This window comes from Fibrobacter sp. UWB4 (assembly GCF_002210345.1).
Classification (GTDB): domain Bacteria; phylum Fibrobacterota; class Fibrobacteria; order Fibrobacterales; family Fibrobacteraceae; genus Fibrobacter.
In genome coordinates this window covers 21,515-43,353 of record NZ_MWQI01000005.1, presented here as the reverse complement: position 1 = coordinate 43,353, position 21,839 = coordinate 21,515, and the positions used below count along the sequence as shown (strand labels likewise).

Genomic DNA, 21,839 nt, shown 5'->3' with positions numbered 1-21,839 from the left:
GGGACTTTTCCTATGAAAAAATCCGGCCTCGCATGAGGTCGGATTTTTAATTTCTAGCGTCATTCTGAAAGGCGAAGCCTTGAAGAATCCAGTTAAGTTCTGATGTAATAATGTCACTGGATGGGGCAAGCCCCATGACGAAACGAAGGTTTATTCCTTGTCTTCCTTTTCCTTATCGTGGCAATGGCACGGGCAATGATAGCAGTCACCCGTTTCGGCGTAGTCCTTGCCAGTCCAGCAGTAAGTACAAAGGTCTTCTTCCGGGAGGCCGATAGCCTGGATCAAGTCGTCAATGCGCTGGAACGCAAGCGACGTGAGGTTCAGCTTCTTGCGGATGTATTCGACCATGTCCTTGTACGGCTGGCCATTCGGATCGGTGTACTTGTCCAAATCAGCATTTTCGCCTTCCTGGTCGCGAATGTAACGGCGCGTGATGAGGTCGTATTCATTCTTGGAGCGAGAGAAGTTGATGAACTTGCACGGATAAACGAGCGGCGGGCAAGCGATACGCATGTGCGTTTCCTTGCAGCCCATCGAATAAAGCTTTGCAGCCTGCTTACCAAGCTGTGTTCCGCGAACGATGGAGTCATCGCAGAAAACGAGGCGACGGTCCTTGATGAGTCCCGGAATCGGGATGAGCTTCATCGAGGCGACGTGTTCGCGCTGGCGCTGGTCCTGCGGCATAAACGAACGTGCCCAAGTCGGCGTGTACTTCACGAACGGGCGTGCAAACTTGATGCCAGCTTCGTGAGCATAGCCCAATGCATGAGACGTACCGGAGTCCGGAATACCGCAAGCGGCATCGGCTTCGGTCGGGGTGCGCTTCGCAAGAGCGGAACCGCAACGATAACGGGTCATTTCCACATTACGACCTTCGTAACTGGAGGCCGGGTAACCGTAATACACCCAGAGGAACGAACAAATTGCCATTTTTTTGCGCGGCGGAACAAGCACCGTTTCGCCATCCGGCGTGAGCTCGACCACTTCACCTGGGCCAAGATCACGGACGTATTCGTAACCGAGGTTCGGAAGAGCGCAGCTTTCTTGCAGAGCGATCATGGCGCCATCCTTCTTACCAAGGATTACAGCCGTACGGCCCCACTTGTCACGGCACGCATAAAAACGCCCCGCGCTATCCATAATCAGCACGGAGCAACTTCCCTTCACCTTGTCCTGAACGTACTTGAGACCATCAATAATTGAATCCTGCGTAGCGATAAGCGCTGAAACAACTTCGGTCGGACCGACCATGCCACTCGTTGTCGAGAACTGGAGTTGCATGCAATTGTTGCGGAAAAGTTCGTTCTTAATATCTTCGATGTTCGTAATGAGACCAACCGTCACAATCGCGAACGTTCCCAGCTTGGAGGTCATGACGAGCGGCTGCGGGTCTGTGTCAGAAATGACGCCTAAGCCAACCTTGCCAGAAAAATGTGAAAGATCGTGCTCGAACTTGCTGCGGAACGGAGTGTTCTGGATGTTGTGAATCGAGCGATGGAAAACTCCATCTGATTTCAAAACAGCCATGCCGCCGCGATGAGTGCCGAGGTGAGAATGGTAGTCGGTTCCATAAAAGAGATCGCAAACGCAATCTTCTTTGGAAATAACACCACAAAAGCCGCCCATATAAGACTCCTGGATAGAAAAAGATTTTCCACGCACAAAAATAGAAATCTTGAGCCATATGCAAAGACTAAACCTGAAAAATTTTTATTTCAACCGCCGGGCAGCCCCCGCAAATAGCCATATTTTTTGCTTACGCCCCAAATTGGAATAACGCCTTATTTTGATTTGAGACCTTTTGAGTATATATTGGTATAAAAGCATACATTTTCAGAAGGGAAAGCATATGGAAATTAAAGCCGTACGCATGTTTGACCATGGTTTCATGAACCAGGCGTTTGCCTTTGGCGGTGAAGAAGGCAAAGACAAGTTCGACGAGCAGATTATCTACCGCAGCAGCCTGCAAAACTTTCTCATCGACACCGGGAGCGAAGTCATCCTCGTCGATACGGGATTCGTCAATGACTTTGCAGCACCCGAAAAAAAGCTCGGCGCACCGCTTTACATGGGCGAAAAGCTAAAAGACTACATGGAAGCGTTTGCAGAGTTTGGCTACAAGCCCGAGCAGGTCACTAAAATTCTCATCACGCACAAGCATCCGGACCATTCTGCGGCCATCCAGTACTTCCCGAATGCGAAGGTATTCGTTTCGCCCGAAGATGCCGACGCCATGAAGCTCGAAGGTCCAAACATCGTGCGCTGCACTTACAAGGACGGGCCTTACCACAACTTCCCGAAATGCGAAAAAAACGCAAACGGAATCTATTTCATTGAAGCGAAGGGACACACCAAAGGCAACAGCATCATCGTCGCCGAAAACGACGGACTCTTCTACATGATGCATGGCGATGTGACCTACTGCGATGCCGCCCTCAAGGCAAACAAATTAAGCATCGTTTTTGAAGACATTGCAGCCGCCCGCGAAACGCTCGACCGCGTCCGCGAATTTATCGCCAACAACCCGACCGTCTACCTCTCGACGCATTGTCCAGAAGGCTACGAGAATCTCGAGATGAAGCGCGTGATGAAACTATAGAAAGTTCCGCAGTTCATTAGCAACTCAAAAGCGACACGCTCGCAACATATAAAGCGTCATGCCCGCCACTCTACACTTGTCATCCCGGCCTCCGAGCCGGGATCTCTTTTTTTACATATCCCCTGATTTCGGGCCGTATTCGATTGTTCCGTCGTGATGGATGATAAGGTAGTCGCAATATTCAGTCTTATAGTATTTTGAACGCCATTCCGTGCAACGTTTTTCTGAGACTAGAGAATGATTGCACAAAAAATCTTCAACATATGATAAAATTCCTTTAGAAGATTTTTGAACCTTGCATTGTTTCAATCTAGTATCAGGAATAGCGTCTATTTCATTCTGAGAAACATCTAATATCTTTTCTTTTTTAGAATTCCACAACCATATTTCTGGAACGAAAACGTCCCCATTATCACCCAACAAAAAATCTGGAGTTCCACAGCTTTCAACAACTTCGCAAAAATCTGGAGCTTCACAAAAAGATAACGTACCAACATATTTACCAGACATTCCTATTTTATTCCAAACATTTTCTATAGGCTCGTTCCACCAAGATTTACCCTTAACATATATCTCTTTTTGATTGTATATCTTTGCAATATTTTCATAAACTAATAATTGATGGGGCATTTTTTTCTCTACTCGTTCCCTAGCATTTCTTTCCAACCATTTTTCGAAAGATGGATTTTTATGGATAGCAGCCGCCATTGTCTTAAAAGACTCTACAACATCTAATGGAGATTTTTTAAACGAACTATCTGCAAACGCCATATTGAATTTAAAAATTATATTTTCAAACGGTATTTTAACTTTAGGCGTTACATAAAAAGTAAAATTTTCTCCGCATAAATGGCGAACTTTTTTAACATCAAAAAAATTTTCAAAATCCTTAAATTTCGGATCGAGTCGTGCACAACCCATATCGCCAAAGCCCGGACATCTAATGAGCAAACAAGGAGGACTAGGCATGGATTTACATGCAAAAGCATCCCCAAAAAGTAACAAGCAAACAACAAAACTAATTTTCTTAATCATATGAATAAATTACAAAAAAAGGAGATGCTCGCATCCTTCGACTTCGCTCAGGACAGGCTCTAGCGGGCATGACAGAATCGGAGCTATCGCTCCTAATAATTATTCGCCGAGAACAAACTCGACTGCTTTTTCGAGGTCTTCTTTTTGGCGTTTATGCACTTCGCCGTAACGTACAACACCACGAGAAGCGTACATCGCATAAATGTTCGAATCTAGCAATTGAATCATGCGGTTCTTGATTTCGCTCACGGAATATGGGTCAAAGTAGAGCACAGCATTTTCGCAGACTTCTGGCACAGACGTCGTGCCGCTCGCGGCCACGGGCACGCCATAACGCATCGACTGCACCGGCGGATAGCCAAAGCCTTCGTTCAAGCTCGGGAAAATAAACGCATACGCGTTCTTGTGCAAGAATTCAAGTTCCTTCGATTCCACGTAGCCGAGGAATACAAACGCATCCTTGTTGCGGACATGTTTGCGGTAAACTTTCACGTTTGTAGCCCCCGTAATCACGAGCTTCATGTCGAACTCATGATTTGTCGAACGCATCATTGTTACAAGTTCATCGAACGCCTTGACCGCACGCAAATTGTTCTTTTCCCAGCGGGCTCCGCTCGTGAGCAAAAAGAATTTTTTTGACTTTACGCCCGGCGGCAAGAATCCTTCGGGTTCGTAATCCAGCATCGGGCTATAGAAAACGGGGATTTCTTTGTCCAGAAGTTCCGGGAAGAAGGACTTGATAGAAGCACGGCTATGTTCGCTCACCGTAATGCATTCGGCACGGCCGTCGGCAATGCGGGCCGCCAAATCGCGGTACTTAGGCGCATAATAAAGTTTTTTCCAGCTTTCGCGGTAACGCACAAGCGCTTCGAGCTTCTGCGAAAGCTTTTTCGCAAAGCCAACGCCTTGCCAGCTGTACTGCATTTCAAGAGCGCGTACGCCATGCCACGTGAACACAAAACGTTTCACCTGAATTTGCCATTTCTTTTCGAGCGAATAAAGCGGCGTGTAGAACGCATCAATCGCATTTTCGTCGATAATCTGCTGCGGCATCTTTTCGGCAATGTCAAAGAGCGGAATGCTGCACTTTTCGCATGCTTCGAGAATATCCGGCGACAAGTATTTGCGGCTATCGTAAACGCAACTGAACTTTGCGCCACGTTTCACAAGCGCCCAGAAAATCACTTCGCCATAGCTGCCGCCACCGTGAAACTTTGCACTGTGAATCGGCTGCACCGCAACAAGATTAAAAAGCAAATTCATAAAACGCCCCCTAGAAAAGCTTGCCCAGGATTTCCAAAGGCTTCACGAGGAACGGCATTTTCTTGTACAGCCAGGCGAGCGACTTTGCAAACGCGTAAGAGCGGATGATGTAGGCACCCGCAGCGCCGACCTTGTTCGTCTGGTACATGAACGCATCCTTCGCATGCGCAATCACGTCATCGTAATATTCGTTGATGTGAATGGACTTGTCCGCATTCACCGTCACGGGGATGTTCTTCAAATTCGTATAAAAGTCCTTGCGCAAAATCTTCGGCAAAAAGATGTTCATCGATTCCGGCACCTTGCGGCCACGCGTATCGATAATGCGCGAACCAAAGAAGTGCAACACCTTCGCCGTCGGCAAGAAACGGTTGCCATAAGCAAGCTGGCAGTTCCAGCCGCCATCCATCTTTTTCGTGATATAACCGAACTTGTAATTGGTTTCAGCAAGGCTTGCCATGTCATACGGGAAGTTCTTGGAAACGCAGTAAAGCCAAAGTTCATGCCAAGTCTTGAAGAACTCGCGGGCTTCCGGCGTATCGGCGGCAAACATCACGCCCCCGTTGAAAATCTCGTCGTTGAGAATTGGCGAAAAGCCCATCATCTTCGCGTTGTTCAAGACCTTCTTGCGGTTAATCGCCTTCGACAGATTCGTGTGGAAGTCGAGTACGGCATAAATGCCACCGCGCCATTCGTCCGGAATCGAGAGGTCATCGACAATTGCGATATCCGAATCCATGTACAAGAAGTCGCCATCGACCACATTGCGCATCACCGTCTTGAGGTAACGAGAACGAAGCATCGGCGTGAACTTTTCATCAAGCGTCAACACCTTGAGTTCATCGACTGCGTCCTTCAAGACCGCACGTGGACCCGTCAGAGTTTCAGCCGTCTTGTCGTCCGTCAAAAGCGTCACGAACGCATTCGGGTTATGGACGCGCAGCGAAGCAATCGCCACAAGCGTCTGCTCGCAAAAGAAGTCCTTCGGGGAACTCGTCAACACAAAAAGATATTTCACAGAAGGCATGCAAGAACCTCGCTATTCTTTCCACCAAACATCGAAATCATGCGTAATACGCTTTTCTTCAGGTGGCAACTGCATATAGTTACCATAAGCACGGGACAAAACATAATCATAATTTGCAAATCCCGTGTACTTACGATTTTCAAACTGGAACTCCGCCTGCGGCAAAAGCATTTCCTTATCAAGAATCGTATCAACGCGCGTGTCAAAGAAAAGGCTTGTCACATATTTCGACTTTTTAATATCAAAACGACGATGGAACCATTCAACAAAACGGCAGAACCGCTTGCGGCCAATAACACAAGTAAAGGCGTTGAAGAAACGCTTATACAGCAAATTCCAAAAACTTAATGTTTTCGATGAAAAATCGGTATCCATCGCAAGGCAGATAACACGAATCAGAGCTGCAATACTGGTATAAATCTTAGCGAAGAACATCGAAGACGGAAGGCCATCATAAGGGAACACATCAACCCAGAGGCCCCCATTTTCCTTATGCCGATCCATCTTCACACGAGTACGGTTATCCGTCACTTTTGCAAACGGGCAGAAATAGTCCTCATTCGTATCATCAACAACGTCAAGCCACTCTGGTTTCTTTACGGATTTGTCTTTCAGCAAAGAAATCAACTTGTCGTAATCATCGCGCATGACAATGATATCCATGTCATCGTCCCAGGGAATATAACCCTTATGGCGGACAGCCCCCAGAAGCGTACCACAAGCGATGTAGTAATGCAATCCGTTTTCCTTACAGATTCTAGCAATCTCATCCAGAATGCACATCTGTATTTCTCTAGCTTCTTCTCGCGAGATTTTTTTCATTTCGATACCTTCTGTGCAGAATCCTTATCCGCTTCAATTTTTTTCTTCTGGACAATCCAATAAATACCAAGCATGGCAAGAACCACTGCATATACAAGGGCTTTTGTAATCAAGTCCAAATCTGTAAATTTTGCATTGATTACAATGTAGAATGCAATAAGCCCGACAATCCACACAATCTGGGAAATGAGCTTCGAGGAATACGGCCACAGTCCCATTTTGAAAAGGTATATGTTATTGCAAACAATCGCCACCAGATTATAGCAAAGCATAGAAAGCGCCGCACCGACAAGCCCAAAAGCGGGAATCAGGAAATATCCCGAAATAAGCGCTACGCCAAGTGAAAGGACATCCATTTTAAGGGAGTAGAGGCTTTTTCCCATGCCGTTCAAAACGACAATGGACATTCCTCCAAAACCAGCAACTAGATGAACCAAAAGCAATATGCCAAGAGTTTCAGGCTGCACAATGAAATCCTTGCCGGCAATGCCCAAAATTTCACCCGGGAACAGCACAATGAAGAACCCAATGAGCAGCTGGATAAACGTCACCATAAAAACGCAATAACTATACACCGGTTTCAAGTCCGTATGCAGACGATCCTTGTCCATGCCCGCAACGACAGGTGTAAGAATAGGAGTGAAGCCAACGCGAATTGTCTGAAGGGCATTTGAAATCGTAACCATAATGCCATAAGCACCCGCCTTTTCAGGCCCAAGGAACAACATGACAAGCCAAAGACTTGAACGAACCAGGAACGACGAAACAAATTCACCAAAACCAAGCGGAAGAGAATAAAGCAACAGGCTTCTAGAAACCAGCTTGCCAGGATTCATCGGCATATCCGGGAATTGCCGACGGACCAGGACAAAATGGACCATAAAACCTACGACCTGCCCCACAAGCAAGCCCAACGGAAGAGCATGCGGAATTCCACCGTAATAGAGAGCAATAGAAGTTGCTGGCGCAAGCGTGACCGTCAAGAAAGAATTAACAAACACGGCGTTTTGCGGGCGGCGGTTTCCCTCTGACGCGGTACTAAAGACATAGGTACCCACATAGAACAACAGGGAAAGCGCATACCAGGGCAATTCCGCTGAGATATAGGGCGTAAACGATCCAACAAAGATGACCGCCGTACAAAGCAACGCAATGGCAACCGAAATCCAGAATGATTCCATGATGCCATCGTGTAAAACGCGATTGTTCAGCTTGTTCTGCGGAAGATACCAATACAAGCCCTTGTCCAGCCCTAACGTTGCCGAATGAGCAATCGTCAAAATCAATGTTTGCGCAGAAACGAAAATACCAAATTCCGCTGCACCAAAAATGCGGGCCATCACAAATGTAAGAAGAGGACCACAAACTTTAAGAATCGTCCCCACAACATTTACAATCAAAGCTTTTTTTAGAAACTTGCTGTCTGCTTCTAGATTTTCCATAACGACATCAAATATAGTTTAAATCCCCATAAGGCCGTATGTCATTCATCAGCTCCAATTTGCAGATCATCTTTAATTTTTACGAGAACCTAAAGCACCGCTACTGCAAGAGCTACATACTTTATAGCAAGTTAAAAAAACACCTGAAATTTAGACCTTAGGACCCAATTTTGAATTCTTTTTTCTAAATTATCTGGCATATGGTTCAATTCAGTCAAACTTCTTGGCAATACGGCTCTCTTTCTGATACGCTTGATATTATGCGCTATGCGCCGATGTCCTTGTCCGTTGGGAAAAATGCCGTTCTTTACTACACATTGCCCAAGATGATTGAATCCGGCGAATTTATACGCTACACAATTGTGGCGGGTTTCAGAAAAATAAGTTGGACCGGCATCATTGGAGCGGTCACACCCGGCAAAACCAAAAATGTCATTGAAATCGCAGTGCGTCTTGGCGAAGGCCCGTTCCGCGGCTTTACAGCAAAGCACACGTTCGATTCCGTCAAGGGCATCACGACCTGCTTTGACGACATGACATTCCAGGGCTGCAAGGACTTTGCCGAAGACACGTTCTCAATTGTCATGGCAAGCGCAAGCATGGTTTATGCTATCCAAGCCCGTGAAATGGCCCGCGAACAAATTGCACTTGTAGAAGCAAAGAAAAAGACCCAAGCTTTCGAAGCTTTAGATCAGTCCGCAACCGCCGGATAACATCATGTACAAGTCCCTCGAACAGGCCCTGCTGGATTTGGAAAAAGCGGGAATGCTCAAACGTATTCACGCCGAAGTCGATCCGCACCTGGAAATGGCCGAAATCGCGAGGGAAAATTTTAGGCAGGGTGGCCCGGCACTCCTTTTCGAGCATGTCAAAGGGAGCAAGTTCCGCGCCGCCTGTAACATTTTTGGAAGCGACGAACGGTTCAATTTTCTGTTCCGAGACGGCTTCGAGCAGACGAAAATCGCCGTAAACTTCAAGGCAAACCCGATCGAATTTTTCAAGCAGGCGTTCAGGCACCCGCTACAACTGTTCCAGGCGGGATTTGCCGGGATAAAGTCTTTGCCGAGACGCTCCGGCTGCATCAAAGACTTCGAAGAATGCAGCCTCAGCGACTTGCCTCAGCTGGTCAGCTGGCCGCTAGACGGCGGAGCGTTTATCACGCTCCCGCAAGTCGCCACACGCCCGAGTGAAAACGCAAGCATCATGCAGACGAACGTGGGCATGTACCGCATCCAGATTTCAGGGAACGAATACATTCCGAACGAAGAATGCGGACTTCATTACCAGATCAAGCGCGACATAGCAAGGCACCACCAGAAGGCCATCGAAGAAGGGCGCCCGCTCAAGGTGAGCATTTTCATTGGCGGGCCTCCATCGCACACGTTTGCCGCCGTGATGCCCATGCCCGAGAACCTCTCGGAGCTTTTGTTTGCAGGCATGCTCGGCAACCGCCGTTTCCGTTACTTTGAACATGATGGTTACCTTGTCTCTAGCGATGCCGATTTTTGTATTTTAGGAGAACTCGAACCCGGATTAAAACCCGAAGGTCCATTTGGCGACCACATCGGCTATTATTCCGGCAAACACGATTTCCCTTGTATGAAAGTCACAAAAGTGCTTTGCAAAAAGAACGCCATTTTCCCATTCACGGTCGTTGGACGCCCGCCTCAAGAAGATACGCTGTTCGGGAAATACATTCACGCGATTACAAAGCCAATGGTTCCCGCCTCGCTCCCGGGCGTTTACGGGATTCACGCGGTCGATGACGCTGGCGTACACCCGCTTTGCCTCGCGCTCGGTTCAGAAGCGTTCCGACCGTACGCAAGCCCCGAAGAACGCGAACCGATGGAACTTTTAAAGACGGCAAACGCGCTTCTCGGATTCAACCAGGCGAGCCTAACAAAGTATTTGCTCATCGCCGCAAAAGAAGACGCTGCGAGCATTTCTACTGACGCGAAAGCCATCGCAAATGAAACAGCCGCGAATCTCGATGTAAACAACGTTCCCGCGTTCTTCGGACACATTCTCGAACGCGTCCATTTCGACCGCGATTTACATTTCCAGACCGCGACGACCATAGACACGCTCGACTACACCGGCACAAGCCTCAACCACGGTTCCAAAGTCGTGATTGCCGCTGCCGGCGCAAAGATTCGCAAGCTTCGCAACAACCCAGGCGATTTAGAAACGCTTGCGCTCCCGCAAATGTTCAAGAACGCGACCATCGTGATGCCCGGTGTGCTCATGATCGAAGGCCCGGTGATTCTTGAGAACAACGAGAAGTCCGCGACTTTCGAACAACTCAAAAACACCCTCGCCCATTGGGAATTCCGCGAGAACTACCCCTGGATTTCCATCATCGACGAAGGCGCCCTTATTGCAAACAAAGCTGCAAGCACAGACAACATTTTAAGCGATTTTCTCTGGATTACATTCACACGTTCTGATCCAGCACAAGATATTTACGGTCTCGAAGAAACCGTTGAAGAAAAGCACTGGAAATGCAAAGCGCCACTGATTATAGACGCCCGCATTAAACCACAGCACCAACAACAGCTGACCGTACCCGCCGAAATCTCGAAAAAGGCAGAACAAATCCTCAAAGACGCAGGAGTCCTGTAAAAATGCGCTTCATCGCACTATTGCTCATCGCATCATTCAGCTTTGTACACGCCTACGAAGGCGGATGCGGAACGATGCAAGTTCTTCAGAATATCATCAACAAAAGAAAACAGCCCCGTTTAACCTCTATAAAGTTCGATTACGAAAGATGTAGCTACGAGCAGTACTACGATTCCGTCTACACCATCGAAACACCACACATTCAAGTATTATACGTTTTAAACGGTCCTCACGCCACAACGAAAGCATTTGCCGAGAGCACCGCGAAAAGCATGGAAGAAGCCTGGAATTATTACGTCAACAAGCTTAAAATGCGAGCACCGAAAGGCCCAAGCGTAAGCCACCACTATCAGCATGAAGTCAAAGAAGGGCTATACCCAATCGAAATCATTGATGTTGATCAAATTCGAGATCCCGACGGTTCGTACACCTGCAACGCCTGTTTTGCACTCACCATTCCGCTAGACGATCCAACAACTTCTCAAATTTTTCTGGACAACGATTTCTATTACGGAGCACAGAACAACTACAACAAAGAAGAAATTACCGTAAACGGAACCACTTGTTCTTACGCCAAAGGCTATATTCCGCTGCGCAACAGCGCACACAACTTTTCCTATGCCGACGAATGGGCCAAGGGAATCCGCCTTACCGTATTTCATGAATTTTATCACGCCATACAGCTTCAATACCTCAATGTTATAATGGATAATCATTTATTCTGGTTTGAAGCATCCGCCACCGGATTCGAAGAAATCACAAACTCCGACATTGATGATTATTTTTCCTACATTCCATCTCTATTCCGCGATATGGGTGAGCCACTTTCAAAGATTAACCAAAACAACTCCCACAAAATATACGGAGTTTCAACATTTTTCCTTTATCTGTTCCACAGAGTTTCAAATGAATTCGACAGGTCCATTTGGGAGAGTTTCTCCAAAAATCCAACTAAGCCTTTTGAATATCAGTTTGAAACATCATTAAAGCCCTACCATCTAGATGCCGACAGCGTATTCCACGATTACACCGTACGGCTATCATTATCAGGTTCCAAAAGCAAATCCATTTCCAAAAAAGAATGGATTGTCGATGATCAACCAGAATGGCCGTCCGCACTATTTTACGATCAGGACTCCATTAAACCAGAACTCGAAAGTCTGGCATTCAAATTTTATCGTACAAGCAACAACTACATAGAACCAGACTTTACAGACTTTATCGGTAAAGCATCGGTCATCACATTTAACAACGGTACCGCAAGCATCTACACCATTCAAAACACCAAAACGCTCGATAGCCTTTCTTCCGTGTTAATAACTAGCGATTCTACTTTATGGATTTTCAGCAGATTTGGCGATTCAGAAAGCATTCCTTTGGTAAACAAGGATGCCGCACCGCATGCCTACCCCGTTCCCTGGAGACAAGGACCTCTTTGTTTTGCCCCACTTCCCCACGATAAAAAATTCATTGAAATCAGGACAAGACGTGGAGATCTGGTTTCTCAGGAAAAATATTTAAGCAACAAATACTGCCTGTCAGAAGACAAAGTAAAATCCATGATGGCACCTGGCGTCTACCGCTTCCGCGTCGGGAATAAAGGCAAAACCACAAGCTTTATGGTGATGTATTAGTAGGAAGTAAACAGTAGACGGTAGGAAGGAGTAATCCTCGAAGCCGTCATCTAGAAGCAGTCATCCTCAAACTCGTCATCCTGAGGAGCAAAGCGACGAAGACTACTCAGAAGGCGAGTGTTGCAAAAATGAGCTTGCTCATTTTTATAACCGAGCCAAAGAGTTGGGGCTTTAGCCCCATCTAGTTATTTCTCGTTATTAAGCAAACGTTAGAATTACTACAAACATTCCCCGATCCACGGGAACAAGTTATTCTTTTGTTCTAACTTCTTGAGCAATTTGGTATCAGGGTTCGCCTTCACCGCTTCTTTATAAAGCGCACAGACATTTTCATAATGTCCGTTCAAACGGGCGCGTGCGTAATCCGCCGCTGAATTGTTATGGATCATGAACGCCCAGTCCGAAGCCTGGAATAGCACAAGTTCGCGCGCCATCTGCGCCAAGAAACGCTTGGCAGCCTTTGAACCGCGCGCATTCCCAGAAGCCTTCCCTGCAACTTTAGAAATGCGCGACTTCAAATCGTCCATCATCTTACGCATTCTGAAGAACATCGGGTACTGGAAAGCGACTTCATCGTTCATCCAGACTTCACCAAAGCCGCCCTCGCCCCACGACGAGAAAATCGGCTTGTGAATGTCCTTATCCGCAGGCTCGCGAATCGAATCTTCAAGAGATGCCATATCGACCACGCTCGAGCTTGCCGCACGTTCAAACATTTTCTCGATAAACAGCGGACCTTCGAACCACCAATGTCCAAAAAGTTCGGCATCGTACGGGCAAAGAATCGAGACCTTATTGCCCTCCATATTCGGAAGCAAGCTCGACACAGTCGCTTCGCGATTGGCGACAAAAAGTCGCGCGTGGTCTTCAACCAAGCGGAGCGCATTCCACGGGCGATAAATCTTCTTGTCTTCGCTTCCCGTGATGCGGTAATACTTGAGGCCCGTTTCGATATGTGCGCCAGCCGCCAAGAAGTAATCGCCTAGATACTCGCTTTCACGTTCGTGCGCAATGTCCTTAAAGAACTCGCGGTATTCCGGATGCCCCGGGTAACCGGTCTTGCGGCTCCAGACTTCCATGGAACTGCTCTGTTCGCGGCCCATGCAATAAAGCCCTGCCGGAGTCTTGATTGGCGAGAACACGCCATACTTAGGCGCAGGCTTTGCTAAAAGTACGCCGTGCGTTTCCAGGAAGAAATACTTGAATCCATATTCTGCAAGAATCGCATCCAAGCCTTCAAAATAGCCACATTCCGGAAGCCACAGCCCACGAGGCTTTTTGCCAAACGCCTCTTCGAATGCACGGACCGTAATCTTCAGCTGCAAACGGATAGCTTCGACATCATTCTGGTACGCGGGCAAAAACGGATGCGTCCCCACGCAAGTAAGCAAGTTGATTTTTCCAATCTGCTCCAAGCGCTTGAGTGCAGGGACAATTTCGCAACCGCAATCGCGCTCCCACGTGTTGATGAGCGCAAGCTGCCTGCGGTAATAAAAATCCACCACTTCCATAAGCTCGGAATTGCCCTGGAAGCGGACCTTTTCGCGTTCAATCAGTTCAAGCTGTTTGTGCAAATGCGCCGAAAAACGGGTAAGCAAAAGCTTATCCGTAAGCATCGAGAGCAGCGCCGATGAAACGCTAAAGTTGAGAGTGCCCGGTACGCCCTTTTCTTCTAGACGGTTGAGCATCTGGATGATGGGCAAATACGTCTCCGCCATAGCCTCAAAAAACCAGTTCTCTTCCAAGAACCGGTCAAAAGAGGGTTCACGCACAAAAGGTAAATGTGCGTGAAGCAAAAGATGAACGCGACCAGGCTTCGCCATTATTCCGTGCGCTTCACCACGATCGGAACGATTGTCGTCGGGAAATCGCCATCCTTATCGGTAGCAAAGACAGGGATAATCTTCGTCACGTCCGGGAGGTCTTCTTCAAAGCTGAAGGTGCCATCCGGGTTCAGCGGGAACGGTTCGCCACGCACCTGCAAGTGCGCATCCGGACGCGTGCCACCGTAGACGATCAAGCGGGTCTTCACCCACAAGAAGAAGTCCTTGCCGTAGTTCACGGAATCCTTCGGGAGTTCAAGCTTATTGCTCTTGAGAGCGGCACTGGAAAGTGCGCCAGAGAACATAGAACCCGAAGAACTCGAAAGCGATTCAAGCCAGTTCTTTGCAGACATCGAAGAAAGTCCCGAGCTGCCAAAGCCACCGAGAGTAGCCCCGCCGAGGGATGCGCGAACAAATACGTTGTCCGTATTCACTTCGGAACCTTCAAGCGTGAACGTCTGCATCGGGCCAGCTTCGACGAGCGGTTCGAACTTGCCAGCGGCGACAACGCCAAGAGCAGCAGCGCAGTTCTGCGTTGCCTTGTTTTCCACGTACCAGCTACGGGCGTCTGCCGGAACTTCGATATCGTGGAACTTGAGCTTCTTGTTGCGCTTCACGGTCAAGTCGTTCGAGATGTCGAACAAGCGGAGCACGAGCTTGCCCTTGCCCTTCTTGGCAGCGTTGATACGTTCTTCAGAAACTTCCCAGAAGGCTTGCATCCAGTTCGGATCCTTCTGCATGAGCACGAGGTATTCGGCATCGAAGGATTGCGGCAAAGCTTCCGGAGCGGCGGCCTTTTTAACCGTACCGGTTGGTGAGCTTGTCGAACCATTCGGTGTTTCCACGACTTTAACTTCGACCTTCTTGGCCTTCGTTGCAGCCTTCACGACCTTCTTGGCGGCGGCAACAGACTTTTCGGTCTTTGCAGAAACCTTGGCAGTCTTCGTTGCAGTCTTTGCAGCCGGCTTTTCAGCCTTTTCGGCCTTAGCCTTTACAGTCTTCTTTGCCGGAGCAGCCTTAGCAGCCACCTTTTCAACTGTTGCGCTCGGTTTCTTGGCGACAACCTTCTTTTCGGCAGGAACTTTCTTTGCAGCAGTCTGCTTCTTTTCTGCAGCAACCTTCTTGGTTGCAGAAGTTGCAGCCGTTTCTGTAGCCTTTTTGGCTACAGTCTTCTTTTCAGAAACTTTCACAGAAGCCGTCTTCTTAGCGGCGGTCTTCTTAACATCCTCATCTTTTTTCTTAGTAGCCATTTCGATCTCCTTCTGTTGAATCTTATTGACCACGGGTTTTACCCCAACTTCCGACACCGAGCAAACCGAGACGTATACCAATATAGGATTCGCTCCAGTTGCGGTCATCGTCTGTCAGGCGAACGCCCCCCTGAATGGCAAAATCCAACATAGTTCCCTTTCTACCGAGCGGGAAACCAGCACCAATGGATCCACCAATTTCAGAAACATTTTCTACATACCAGCTTTTATACCAAACGCCGGCTCTGTAAGTTATGCGATCCCAATAGGCATCGTAAAAGATATCGCTTCCATCGCGTTGATACCCGACAGAAATATTAAAGTCACTTTGCGTTTTAGTCACCTTTGCCATGTCCCAGCTACCGGCAACATTTTCAACATCATGTTCCCAGGCGCGCCAGGCAATATCAGCCATTAAGTTATGGCGCTTGCTAAAGCGGTAATTGACACCCGTCGCAAGCATTGCAGGCACCTTAATTTCGCGGGTATAATGAGTCGGGGCAAGCGTATCCGTCTCGCTAAACCTGAAGTTGTACTCCAGTTCATTCCTAAGCGTAAAAGGCGTCGTAAACGAGAAGAAGTATGAAGCCATACGGCCACGATACTGGGCTGCAAAAGTGTAATATGCCGGATGATTCTTGATTTCCCAGTCACCCGTCACATAGTCCGATACAACAGCATTGTTTGTCGCCCAGGAATCCTTCTCGGCGATTTCGCTATTGTCCGGCCCAAGCATCAAGTTACGGGTAAAACTACCTATCACAAAATGTGCAGAAGCGCCCAACGAAACCGGACGGAGGAACGGAAGACGAATAGCGTATGTCGGCACAAGTTCATAAAGGCTGCTCTGGTACTCAATACGAGAATTCCAGTCCTCTTCTTCGTTTTCGACATCTTCGCGAATCGAAGAAGCATAGTGCTGCCACAGCGATACGCCAATCGTACCAAAATCCCCCATCGGGAACGAAAGGTTCATCGAAGGCATAGAGACGTTATTCGTCGTGTAATGGGAATTCGAACGATCAGCCGTCGAAACATCAAGCAAAAAATTCAAGTTCATTACAACTTTAGAATCAAAGCCCTGACGTGCCGGGTTCACCACGGAAACGCCTTCAGCCTCGCCCGTCTTGGCATTACCCGCAAAACCGCGACCAGCCATGGCCGCAGAACCGCCAGCAATCTGCTCTTCACCGAGAGCATCAATTCCAATCATCGACGCAAAGGAGAAACTCGAAACACAAAGCAAAGCACTAATAAACTTTTTCATTATTTACCCTCGCGTACAGTAGAGGTTGCGGCTTTTTCGTCCTTTTTGTCGCCGCGCTTCGAGGCCAGCCACAACTTAAGCGTCGCTGACTTTTCCTTAATAGAAGTAAAATCGTAACGTGCATAGTCGTAATGCGGGAAAAACACTTCTAGCGTGTCGCTATCTCCTACAACACGATCATAGAAAACCGTATCCTTATCCAACAGAACAGGATAGGCAAGACGCATCATCATCTTGAACGAACGACCATCGCTGGCCCTGTTAATAAAATCGCGCATGCCAGCAGTCACCTGCAATGACACAGAATCGCCTTTATAGAACACCATGTTCGGGTGTCCACTTTCAAGGATTCTCGGCTTGTCAATCTTGTAGCTTTCCAAACGGCGAACGACCGTATCAGCGCTGTCCGCATACGATCCCACATCAACACGAATCGGGTATCCAAGTTGGCTTTCGCCCTTAGAATCATCTCTATAGAACGTCATCTGGGCCATCACGACCGCCTGGCGCACATCGTTACCATCCCCTTGAGGATTAGGGAATTCATCGCCATAGAAATCAGACAGAGCCTTCATAATCGGCTTGGACGGGAACTCGACGACGAGAGAATCAAAGGTTCCTCCATGCAACACAAGGCAATCCGAGCACGTTTCATGGTTCGAAGAAATAACTGCAGCACGGTACACGTCAAACATTTTCGGGAACTTCTCTTTTTTCTCCGCCACCATAAAGAATTGCGGGTAATACTTTTCGTGACCAGGACCATAAAAGCGATAAATAGTCGAAGCTTCCGGAGCCGAAATGCGAACCTGCAAACGACGATTGCCAGAGTTCTTACGAACATCATTTACAAGAGCACTCGGCAAATCAAGCACTAAAAGGGAGTCCTTTTTGCTAATCGAAACAGAAATTGTCGTATCAGCCGTTTTCTTGGCTTTCCAGGACTCGAGATCCCGCAGCCATGTCGTATCATAGATCTCGCCCAAATCCTTGAATTCACTCTTACTCAGCTTTTCCGAAAGGATCCAGCTCACATTGATATTCAAATCTTCTTCGATCGGAAGAATACCCGAAGGCAAATATTCAGACTGATAATAAGAATCAATAAGACGCAAGTACAAAACCGAACTTGCAGAATCAGCCTTTTTCAAGGTATCGAGGAATGCACTGTCCAGCGCAAAATCCAAGGCGAGATCATAGGACATGCCGGACACGGCACCAATAACACCAACACCCCAAGCACTCTTGGGACGCGTATCCTGAAAAACTTCTGCAGACACCGGTTTCAAGCTGCCAACCGTTACAGTCTGCACCTTGTAGTTGCTAGGCATCCCTTGATCAGAAAGCCAGTTTGTCAAACCGTCGTCATCCGTATCAAACATGCACGATGACAGAAAAATCGCCAAAAGCGGCAACAGAATAAATTTTTTCTTTTTCACTCAGAACTCCGAGTATTTGCTTATAAATAAATTTCGCCCATAATATAGCAAATTACATAGAGTCGGAAGTAGGCGGTAGGAAGTAGGAAGTTAGATGTAGACAGTAGGCAGCGGGCTTTGAGGTCGTGCTAAAGCACTTTGGGGTCGCTTCGCTTTGAGATTGCCTAGCACTGCTAGGTATTTCGCCTTCGGCATTAGTAGCAACACTCGTCTTTCGCAAGCTTTCGAACTTTTCATATAATAATTGCCCATACTCCAAACCTCAAAGAGAGCCTAAGGCGAGCATGCCCATAGCCTAAGTCTACATTTATGTTTAAGCTGACATAGACTAGAACTACAGACCAATGACTAACAACCAATGACCACTGACTAAATTGCTATATTTGCCTCGTAAAATTCAAGAGGATTACTATGTCTCAGTTTAACGCTCATTTTAGAAACATCAACGGCGACGATACCTACCCGCTGACCGACGTCATTTACCGCAGCAAGGTGGACGGTAGCCTGCTCGAAGTCGAACACGACCGCGCAGCACTCGCAAGCCGCAGCCCGGAAGAATGGAAGAAGCTCTTTGCCGAACGCCGCATGAGCTTTAAGCCCGAAGACATGAGTGGTATTTGGAGCAAGCGCGAAATGGTGCTCCCGGATATTCCGGTCGAAGACATCGTCACCATGCGCGAAGGCTGGAGTCCGCTCTTTGACGCAGCCCCGCTCGCCAAGGAACTCGGCATCGGAAGCCTCAAGGTGAAACTCTGCGGCAACTCCCACACGGGTTCTTTCAAGGACCTCGGCATGACGGTTCTCGTAAGCCAGGTGAATCACATCATCAAGAAGGGAATCCACCCGATTGACGCCGTCGCTTGCGCCTCTACCGGTGACACTTCTGCAGCCCTCAGCGCCTACTGCGCTAAGGCCGGCATCCCTTCCATCGTGTTCCTCCCGGCCGGCAAGACCAGCACTGCACAGCTCATCCAGCCGATCTCTAACGGCAGCATCGTGCTCGCTCTCGACACCGACTTTGACGGTTGCATGAAGATCGTTCAGGAAGTCACGAAGGACAACCGCATTTATCTCGCCAACTCCATGAACAGCCTCCGCGTCGAAGGCCAGAAGACGATTTCTCCGGAAATCTGCCAGGAACTTGGCTGGACGGTGCCTGACACCGTAATCATCCCGGGCGGCAACCTCGGTAACGTAAGTGCACTCGCCAAGGGCTTCGAAGACTGCAAGGCTATGGGCCTCATCGACCGCATCCCGCGCATCATCGTCGCTCAGGCCGAAAACGCAAACCCGTTCTACCAGGCATACGAACGCGGCTTCGACAAGCTCGTGCCGGTTCAAGCCAAGAAAACTCTCGCATCTGCCATCCAGATCGGTAACCCGGTCAGCTACCCGAAGGCAGTCCGCGCTATCCAGAAGACAAACGGCATGGTCGTAAGCGTCTCTGAAGAAGAACTCGCCAACGCCGCCCACCGCGGCGACCGCATCGGTCTTTACTGCTGCCCGCATACGGGTGTCGCTCTCGGCGCTCTCGAAAAGCTCGTCGCTGCAGGCAAGATCGCAAAGGACGAAAACGTCGTTGTCATCAGCACGGCTCACGGCCTCAAGTTCACGGAATTCAAGGTCGGCTACCACGAACAGAAGCTCGAAAACATCGCAAGCAAGTACGCAAACCCGGTGTTCAAGGCTCCAGCCGAAATCGGTGCCGTCATGGACATCCTCACGAAGGAAATGGCAGCACGCCGTCGCTAATGCGCAAGCATTAGCCAATGGCCGCCCGCCGCCGCTAATACAAATCTGCAAAAGATTCAAAAAGACGATGTATTTACATCGTCTTTTTTATTTCATAAAATTCACAACAGCTTTAATCCATAAATAGCGAGAAAGATATCAAACCAATAATTTAAAGGTCTTACGTTGTGAGAATAGAGCGTCGGCCACAACCTTAAAAGGCGAGTGCCGCGACCATACTTGTATGGTCATGGCTGAGCCGTAAGGTTGGCGCTTGCGCCAGGATGAAAGTGCATAAAAAAAGAGAAAGGGCTCTAAAAGAACCCTTTCCTAAGAAGGAGAAAATATTGAGTGGTTTCCAGAACCTTGAACCTATCAGGAGGGGAGCAATGATAAAGTCGTTTCAGGATTTACCTTTCTAACCTTTCTCAACGCTCTAAATATACCAAAATGATCAGGGGTCGGTTCTTTCCTTTTTCTTATTTCTTCACTCAATAAAATTTACAGTCCTTACATTACGATTACATTCGTAAATTCAGAACAAAGTAAAATTATTCTTCCCTGAAGACAATCTTGCATTTCGGAACGAAACGGAATCCACCACGACGATGACGTTCAATTTCGAAATACTTCTTGACACCTTCACTCGGATGTTCCGGATCATCAGAGCCGTTGATATGGGCAATGACGCGGTTCAACCTGCTCTCGAAGTTCGGGCGAAGCGGGTCCATGCAAATAGCCGGATCGCGCTTGAATTCGCGGTTTTCGTATTCTTCACGACCGGTCACAGTGTACTCGCGGAGCAAGTTGCGAAGGATTCGAGCCGGGACATTGCGCATGAGATGCTTGCTGTTCACGGAGATCGAGTCATCACTCTTGTAGTACACGATCGTGACGGAATCGTTCATCGCATCAAGGAGCTGTTCGTGAGCCTTCTGGATCGGCGCCCAAGCCGCAAATTCCTGCTTCACGACAGAACTCATGAGCTTGAGGAACGGTTCTGTTGCATTTACGTTTGCCTTGAAATTAAACTCAAGAATGTAAGCCGGAGCACCGTAGTAGCAATCCTTTTCGATGAGGAGAGCACCGGTCTTCGGGTCGCGGATGTCCACCAGAGAACGCACACAACCGATGCTACGTTCCACGTCGTTCTTCCATTCGAGGTTGTGTTCCTTGATGCAATCATCGAATGTCACGTGGCGGCCCACGAGTTCGCCCTTAACATAAACACCACCGTCTTCCTTCATTTCGGCGGGAACTCTATTTTCAAGAGCTTCGATAAACGACGTCTGAGATGCGAGATAGCTAATGTGTTCGTATGCAGGCGTGTTCAAGAGGAGAGGTCCGATGTTGATCATGCTGCGGATCCAGCGCATCGGGTTTGCCGCAAGCACACCCGGAGTCTCGAACTGGAACGTGAAGTCCACCCTGCGATTACCTTCAATAACTTCGTTACGAAGGATGCTTGCCTTCGTAAGGAACGGATAGCGTTTTGGGATAATTTCCAAGCAGAGTTCGCGAGCATCTTCGGCAGAGTAGAACGAAGAGACGAACGGCAAGTAGGAGCGAAGAACGCTACGAGCAGGAACAGCTTCAAATGCAGCGCAACGCTTCACAATGCGTTCAATGAAATCATCAGGGTTTTCGCCGCGTTCATACAACCACGCAACGATGTTGTCCATTATGAAACGGTAAGCGCTTTCATCTACGTATGAATCTTCAAAGTACAAATCATTTAGGAGTTTTACATTGAACCTTGAATCCCGTTTGACCAAGGTCAAAATGTCCTTGACCGGGTAAGACATCAGTAATTCAATGTGTGCTAGCTGAAGGAATAGATTTGAAACCATTTCACTCACCTCACTTGTTCATAAAAATTCATTAG

16 protein-coding genes are annotated in these 21,839 nt (G+C 48.1%); 5 read left to right on the top strand and 11 right to left on the bottom strand.

What is annotated here, in order from left to right; translation table 11 throughout:
- Positions 1-150 precede the first annotated feature (150 nt).
- On the bottom strand, positions 151-1,626 hold the full coding sequence (locus tag B7990_RS09200; RefSeq protein ID WP_088640682.1) for an amidophosphoribosyltransferase: 1,476 nt from the start codon (positions 1,624-1,626) through the stop codon (positions 151-153).
- A 223-nt stretch (positions 1,627-1,849) separates the two neighbouring features.
- Here B7990_RS09200 and B7990_RS09195 point away from each other — a divergent pair, with 223 nt between their 5' ends.
- Positions 1,850-2,599, top strand: coding sequence for an MBL fold metallo-hydrolase (locus tag B7990_RS09195; RefSeq protein ID WP_088640681.1), 750 nt, complete (start codon positions 1,850-1,852; stop codon positions 2,597-2,599).
- 111 nt (positions 2,600-2,710) lie between these two features.
- Here the strand turns inward: B7990_RS09195 and B7990_RS09190 are convergent, their stop codons facing one another.
- From B7990_RS09190 to B7990_RS09170, 5 genes are all read right to left on the bottom strand, one after another.
- Positions 2,711-3,634 carry a hypothetical protein gene (locus tag B7990_RS09190; RefSeq protein ID WP_141099251.1) on the bottom strand — a complete coding sequence of 308 codons (924 nt, stop codon included), beginning with the start codon at positions 3,632-3,634 and terminating at the stop codon, positions 2,711-2,713.
- 99 nt (positions 3,635-3,733) lie between these two features.
- Positions 3,734-4,897, bottom strand: coding sequence for a glycosyltransferase (locus B7990_RS09185; RefSeq protein WP_088640679.1), 1,164 nt, complete (start codon positions 4,895-4,897; stop codon positions 3,734-3,736).
- 10 nt (positions 4,898-4,907) lie between these two features.
- On the bottom strand, positions 4,908-5,924 hold the full coding sequence (locus B7990_RS09180) for a hypothetical protein (RefSeq protein ID WP_088640678.1): 1,017 nt from the start codon (positions 5,922-5,924) through the stop codon (positions 4,908-4,910).
- A 12-nt stretch (positions 5,925-5,936) separates the two neighbouring features.
- A complete protein-coding gene (locus tag B7990_RS09175; protein ID WP_088640677.1) occupies positions 5,937-6,746 on the bottom strand; it encodes a phosphorylcholine transferase LicD in 810 nt (269 codons plus the stop codon).
- Positions 6,743-8,188, bottom strand: a complete 1,446-nt coding sequence (locus tag B7990_RS09170) for an oligosaccharide flippase family protein (RefSeq protein ID WP_088640676.1) — start codon at positions 8,186-8,188, stop codon at positions 6,743-6,745. Before B7990_RS09170 ends, B7990_RS09175 begins: the two co-directional genes overlap by 4 nt.
- 200 nt (positions 8,189-8,388) lie before the next feature.
- Here B7990_RS09170 and B7990_RS09165 point away from each other — a divergent pair, with 200 nt between their 5' ends.
- The 3 genes from B7990_RS09165 to B7990_RS09155 are packed head-to-tail and all read left to right on the top strand — an operon-like array spanning position 8,389 to position 12,444.
- A complete protein-coding gene (locus tag B7990_RS09165; protein WP_141099250.1) occupies positions 8,389-8,901 on the top strand; it encodes a hypothetical protein in 513 nt (170 codons plus the stop codon).
- 4 nt (positions 8,902-8,905) lie between these two features.
- A complete protein-coding gene (locus B7990_RS09160; RefSeq protein WP_088640674.1) occupies positions 8,906-10,810 on the top strand; it encodes a UbiD family decarboxylase in 1,905 nt (634 codons plus the stop codon).
- A gap of 2 nt (positions 10,811-10,812) precedes the next feature.
- Complete coding sequence (locus B7990_RS09155) at positions 10,813-12,444, top strand: hypothetical protein (protein WP_088640673.1); 1,632 nt, start codon at positions 10,813-10,815, stop codon at positions 12,442-12,444.
- 218 nt (positions 12,445-12,662) lie between these two features.
- Here the strand turns inward: B7990_RS09155 and B7990_RS09150 are convergent, their stop codons facing one another.
- The 4 genes from B7990_RS09150 to B7990_RS09135 are packed head-to-tail and all read right to left on the bottom strand — an operon-like array spanning position 12,663 to position 18,223.
- Entirely contained in the window at positions 12,663-14,267 is a 1,605-nt protein-coding gene (locus B7990_RS09150; protein WP_088640672.1) for a glycoside hydrolase family 57 protein, read from the bottom strand.
- The gene (locus tag B7990_RS09145; RefSeq protein WP_088640810.1) at positions 14,267-15,517 is read right to left on the bottom strand and encodes a DUF4912 domain-containing protein; all 1,251 of its coding nucleotides are present in this window, start codon (positions 15,515-15,517) and stop codon (positions 14,267-14,269) included. The genes B7990_RS09150 and B7990_RS09145 overlap by 1 nt, the downstream gene beginning before the upstream one ends.
- Positions 15,518-15,539: 22 nt before the next feature.
- The gene (locus tag B7990_RS09140; RefSeq protein ID WP_088640671.1) at positions 15,540-16,784 is read right to left on the bottom strand and encodes a hypothetical protein; all 1,245 of its coding nucleotides are present in this window, start codon (positions 16,782-16,784) and stop codon (positions 15,540-15,542) included.
- Positions 16,784-18,223, bottom strand: coding sequence for a hypothetical protein (locus B7990_RS09135; RefSeq protein WP_088640670.1), 1,440 nt, complete (start codon positions 18,221-18,223; stop codon positions 16,784-16,786). Before B7990_RS09135 ends, B7990_RS09140 begins: the two co-directional genes overlap by 1 nt.
- 411 nt (positions 18,224-18,634) lie before the next feature.
- Here B7990_RS09135 and thrC point away from each other — a divergent pair, with 411 nt between their 5' ends.
- Positions 18,635-19,975: a threonine synthase gene (gene thrC, locus B7990_RS09130; protein ID WP_073423410.1), complete on the top strand. Its 1,341-nt coding sequence runs from the start codon at positions 18,635-18,637 to the stop codon at positions 19,973-19,975.
- Positions 19,976-20,505: 530 nt separating this feature from the next.
- Here thrC and B7990_RS09125 read toward each other — a convergent pair.
- Positions 20,506-21,804, bottom strand: coding sequence for a hypothetical protein (locus tag B7990_RS09125; protein ID WP_088640669.1), 1,299 nt, complete (start codon positions 21,802-21,804; stop codon positions 20,506-20,508).
- Positions 21,805-21,839: the final 35 nt, after the last annotated feature.

Bases quoted from the DNA above. Each gene is read 5' to 3' on its own strand.
- B7990_RS09200 (WP_088640682.1), bottom strand. From the start codon at position 1,626: ATGGGCGGCTTTTGTGGTGTTATTTCCAAAGAAGATTGCGTTTGCGAT.
- B7990_RS09195 (WP_088640681.1), top strand. From the start codon at position 1,850: ATGGAAATTAAAGCCGTACGCATGTTTGACCATGGTTTCATGAACCAG.
- B7990_RS09190 (WP_141099251.1), bottom strand. From the start codon at position 3,634: ATGATTAAGAAAATTAGTTTTGTTGTTTGCTTGTTACTTTTTGGGGAT.
- B7990_RS09185 (WP_088640679.1), bottom strand. From the start codon at position 4,897: ATGAATTTGCTTTTTAATCTTGTTGCGGTGCAGCCGATTCACAGTGCA.
- B7990_RS09180 (WP_088640678.1), bottom strand. From the start codon at position 5,924: ATGCCTTCTGTGAAATATCTTTTTGTGTTGACGAGTTCCCCGAAGGAC.
- B7990_RS09175 (WP_088640677.1), bottom strand. From the start codon at position 6,746: ATGAAAAAAATCTCGCGAGAAGAAGCTAGAGAAATACAGATGTGCATT.
- B7990_RS09170 (WP_088640676.1), bottom strand. From the start codon at position 8,188: ATGGAAAATCTAGAAGCAGACAGCAAGTTTCTAAAAAAAGCTTTGATT.
- B7990_RS09165 (WP_141099250.1), top strand. From the start codon at position 8,389: ATGGTTCAATTCAGTCAAACTTCTTGGCAATACGGCTCTCTTTCTGAT.
- B7990_RS09160 (WP_088640674.1), top strand. From the start codon at position 8,906: ATGTACAAGTCCCTCGAACAGGCCCTGCTGGATTTGGAAAAAGCGGGA.
- B7990_RS09155 (WP_088640673.1), top strand. From the start codon at position 10,813: ATGCGCTTCATCGCACTATTGCTCATCGCATCATTCAGCTTTGTACAC.
- B7990_RS09150 (WP_088640672.1), bottom strand. From the start codon at position 14,267: ATGGCGAAGCCTGGTCGCGTTCATCTTTTGCTTCACGCACATTTACCT.
- B7990_RS09145 (WP_088640810.1), bottom strand. From the start codon at position 15,517: ATGGCTACTAAGAAAAAAGATGAGGATGTTAAGAAGACCGCCGCTAAG.
- B7990_RS09140 (WP_088640671.1), bottom strand. From the start codon at position 16,784: ATGAAAAAGTTTATTAGTGCTTTGCTTTGTGTTTCGAGTTTCTCCTTT.
- thrC (WP_073423410.1), top strand. From the start codon at position 18,635: ATGTCTCAGTTTAACGCTCATTTTAGAAACATCAACGGCGACGATACC.
- B7990_RS09125 (WP_088640669.1), bottom strand. From the start codon at position 21,804: ATGGTTTCAAATCTATTCCTTCAGCTAGCACACATTGAATTACTGATG.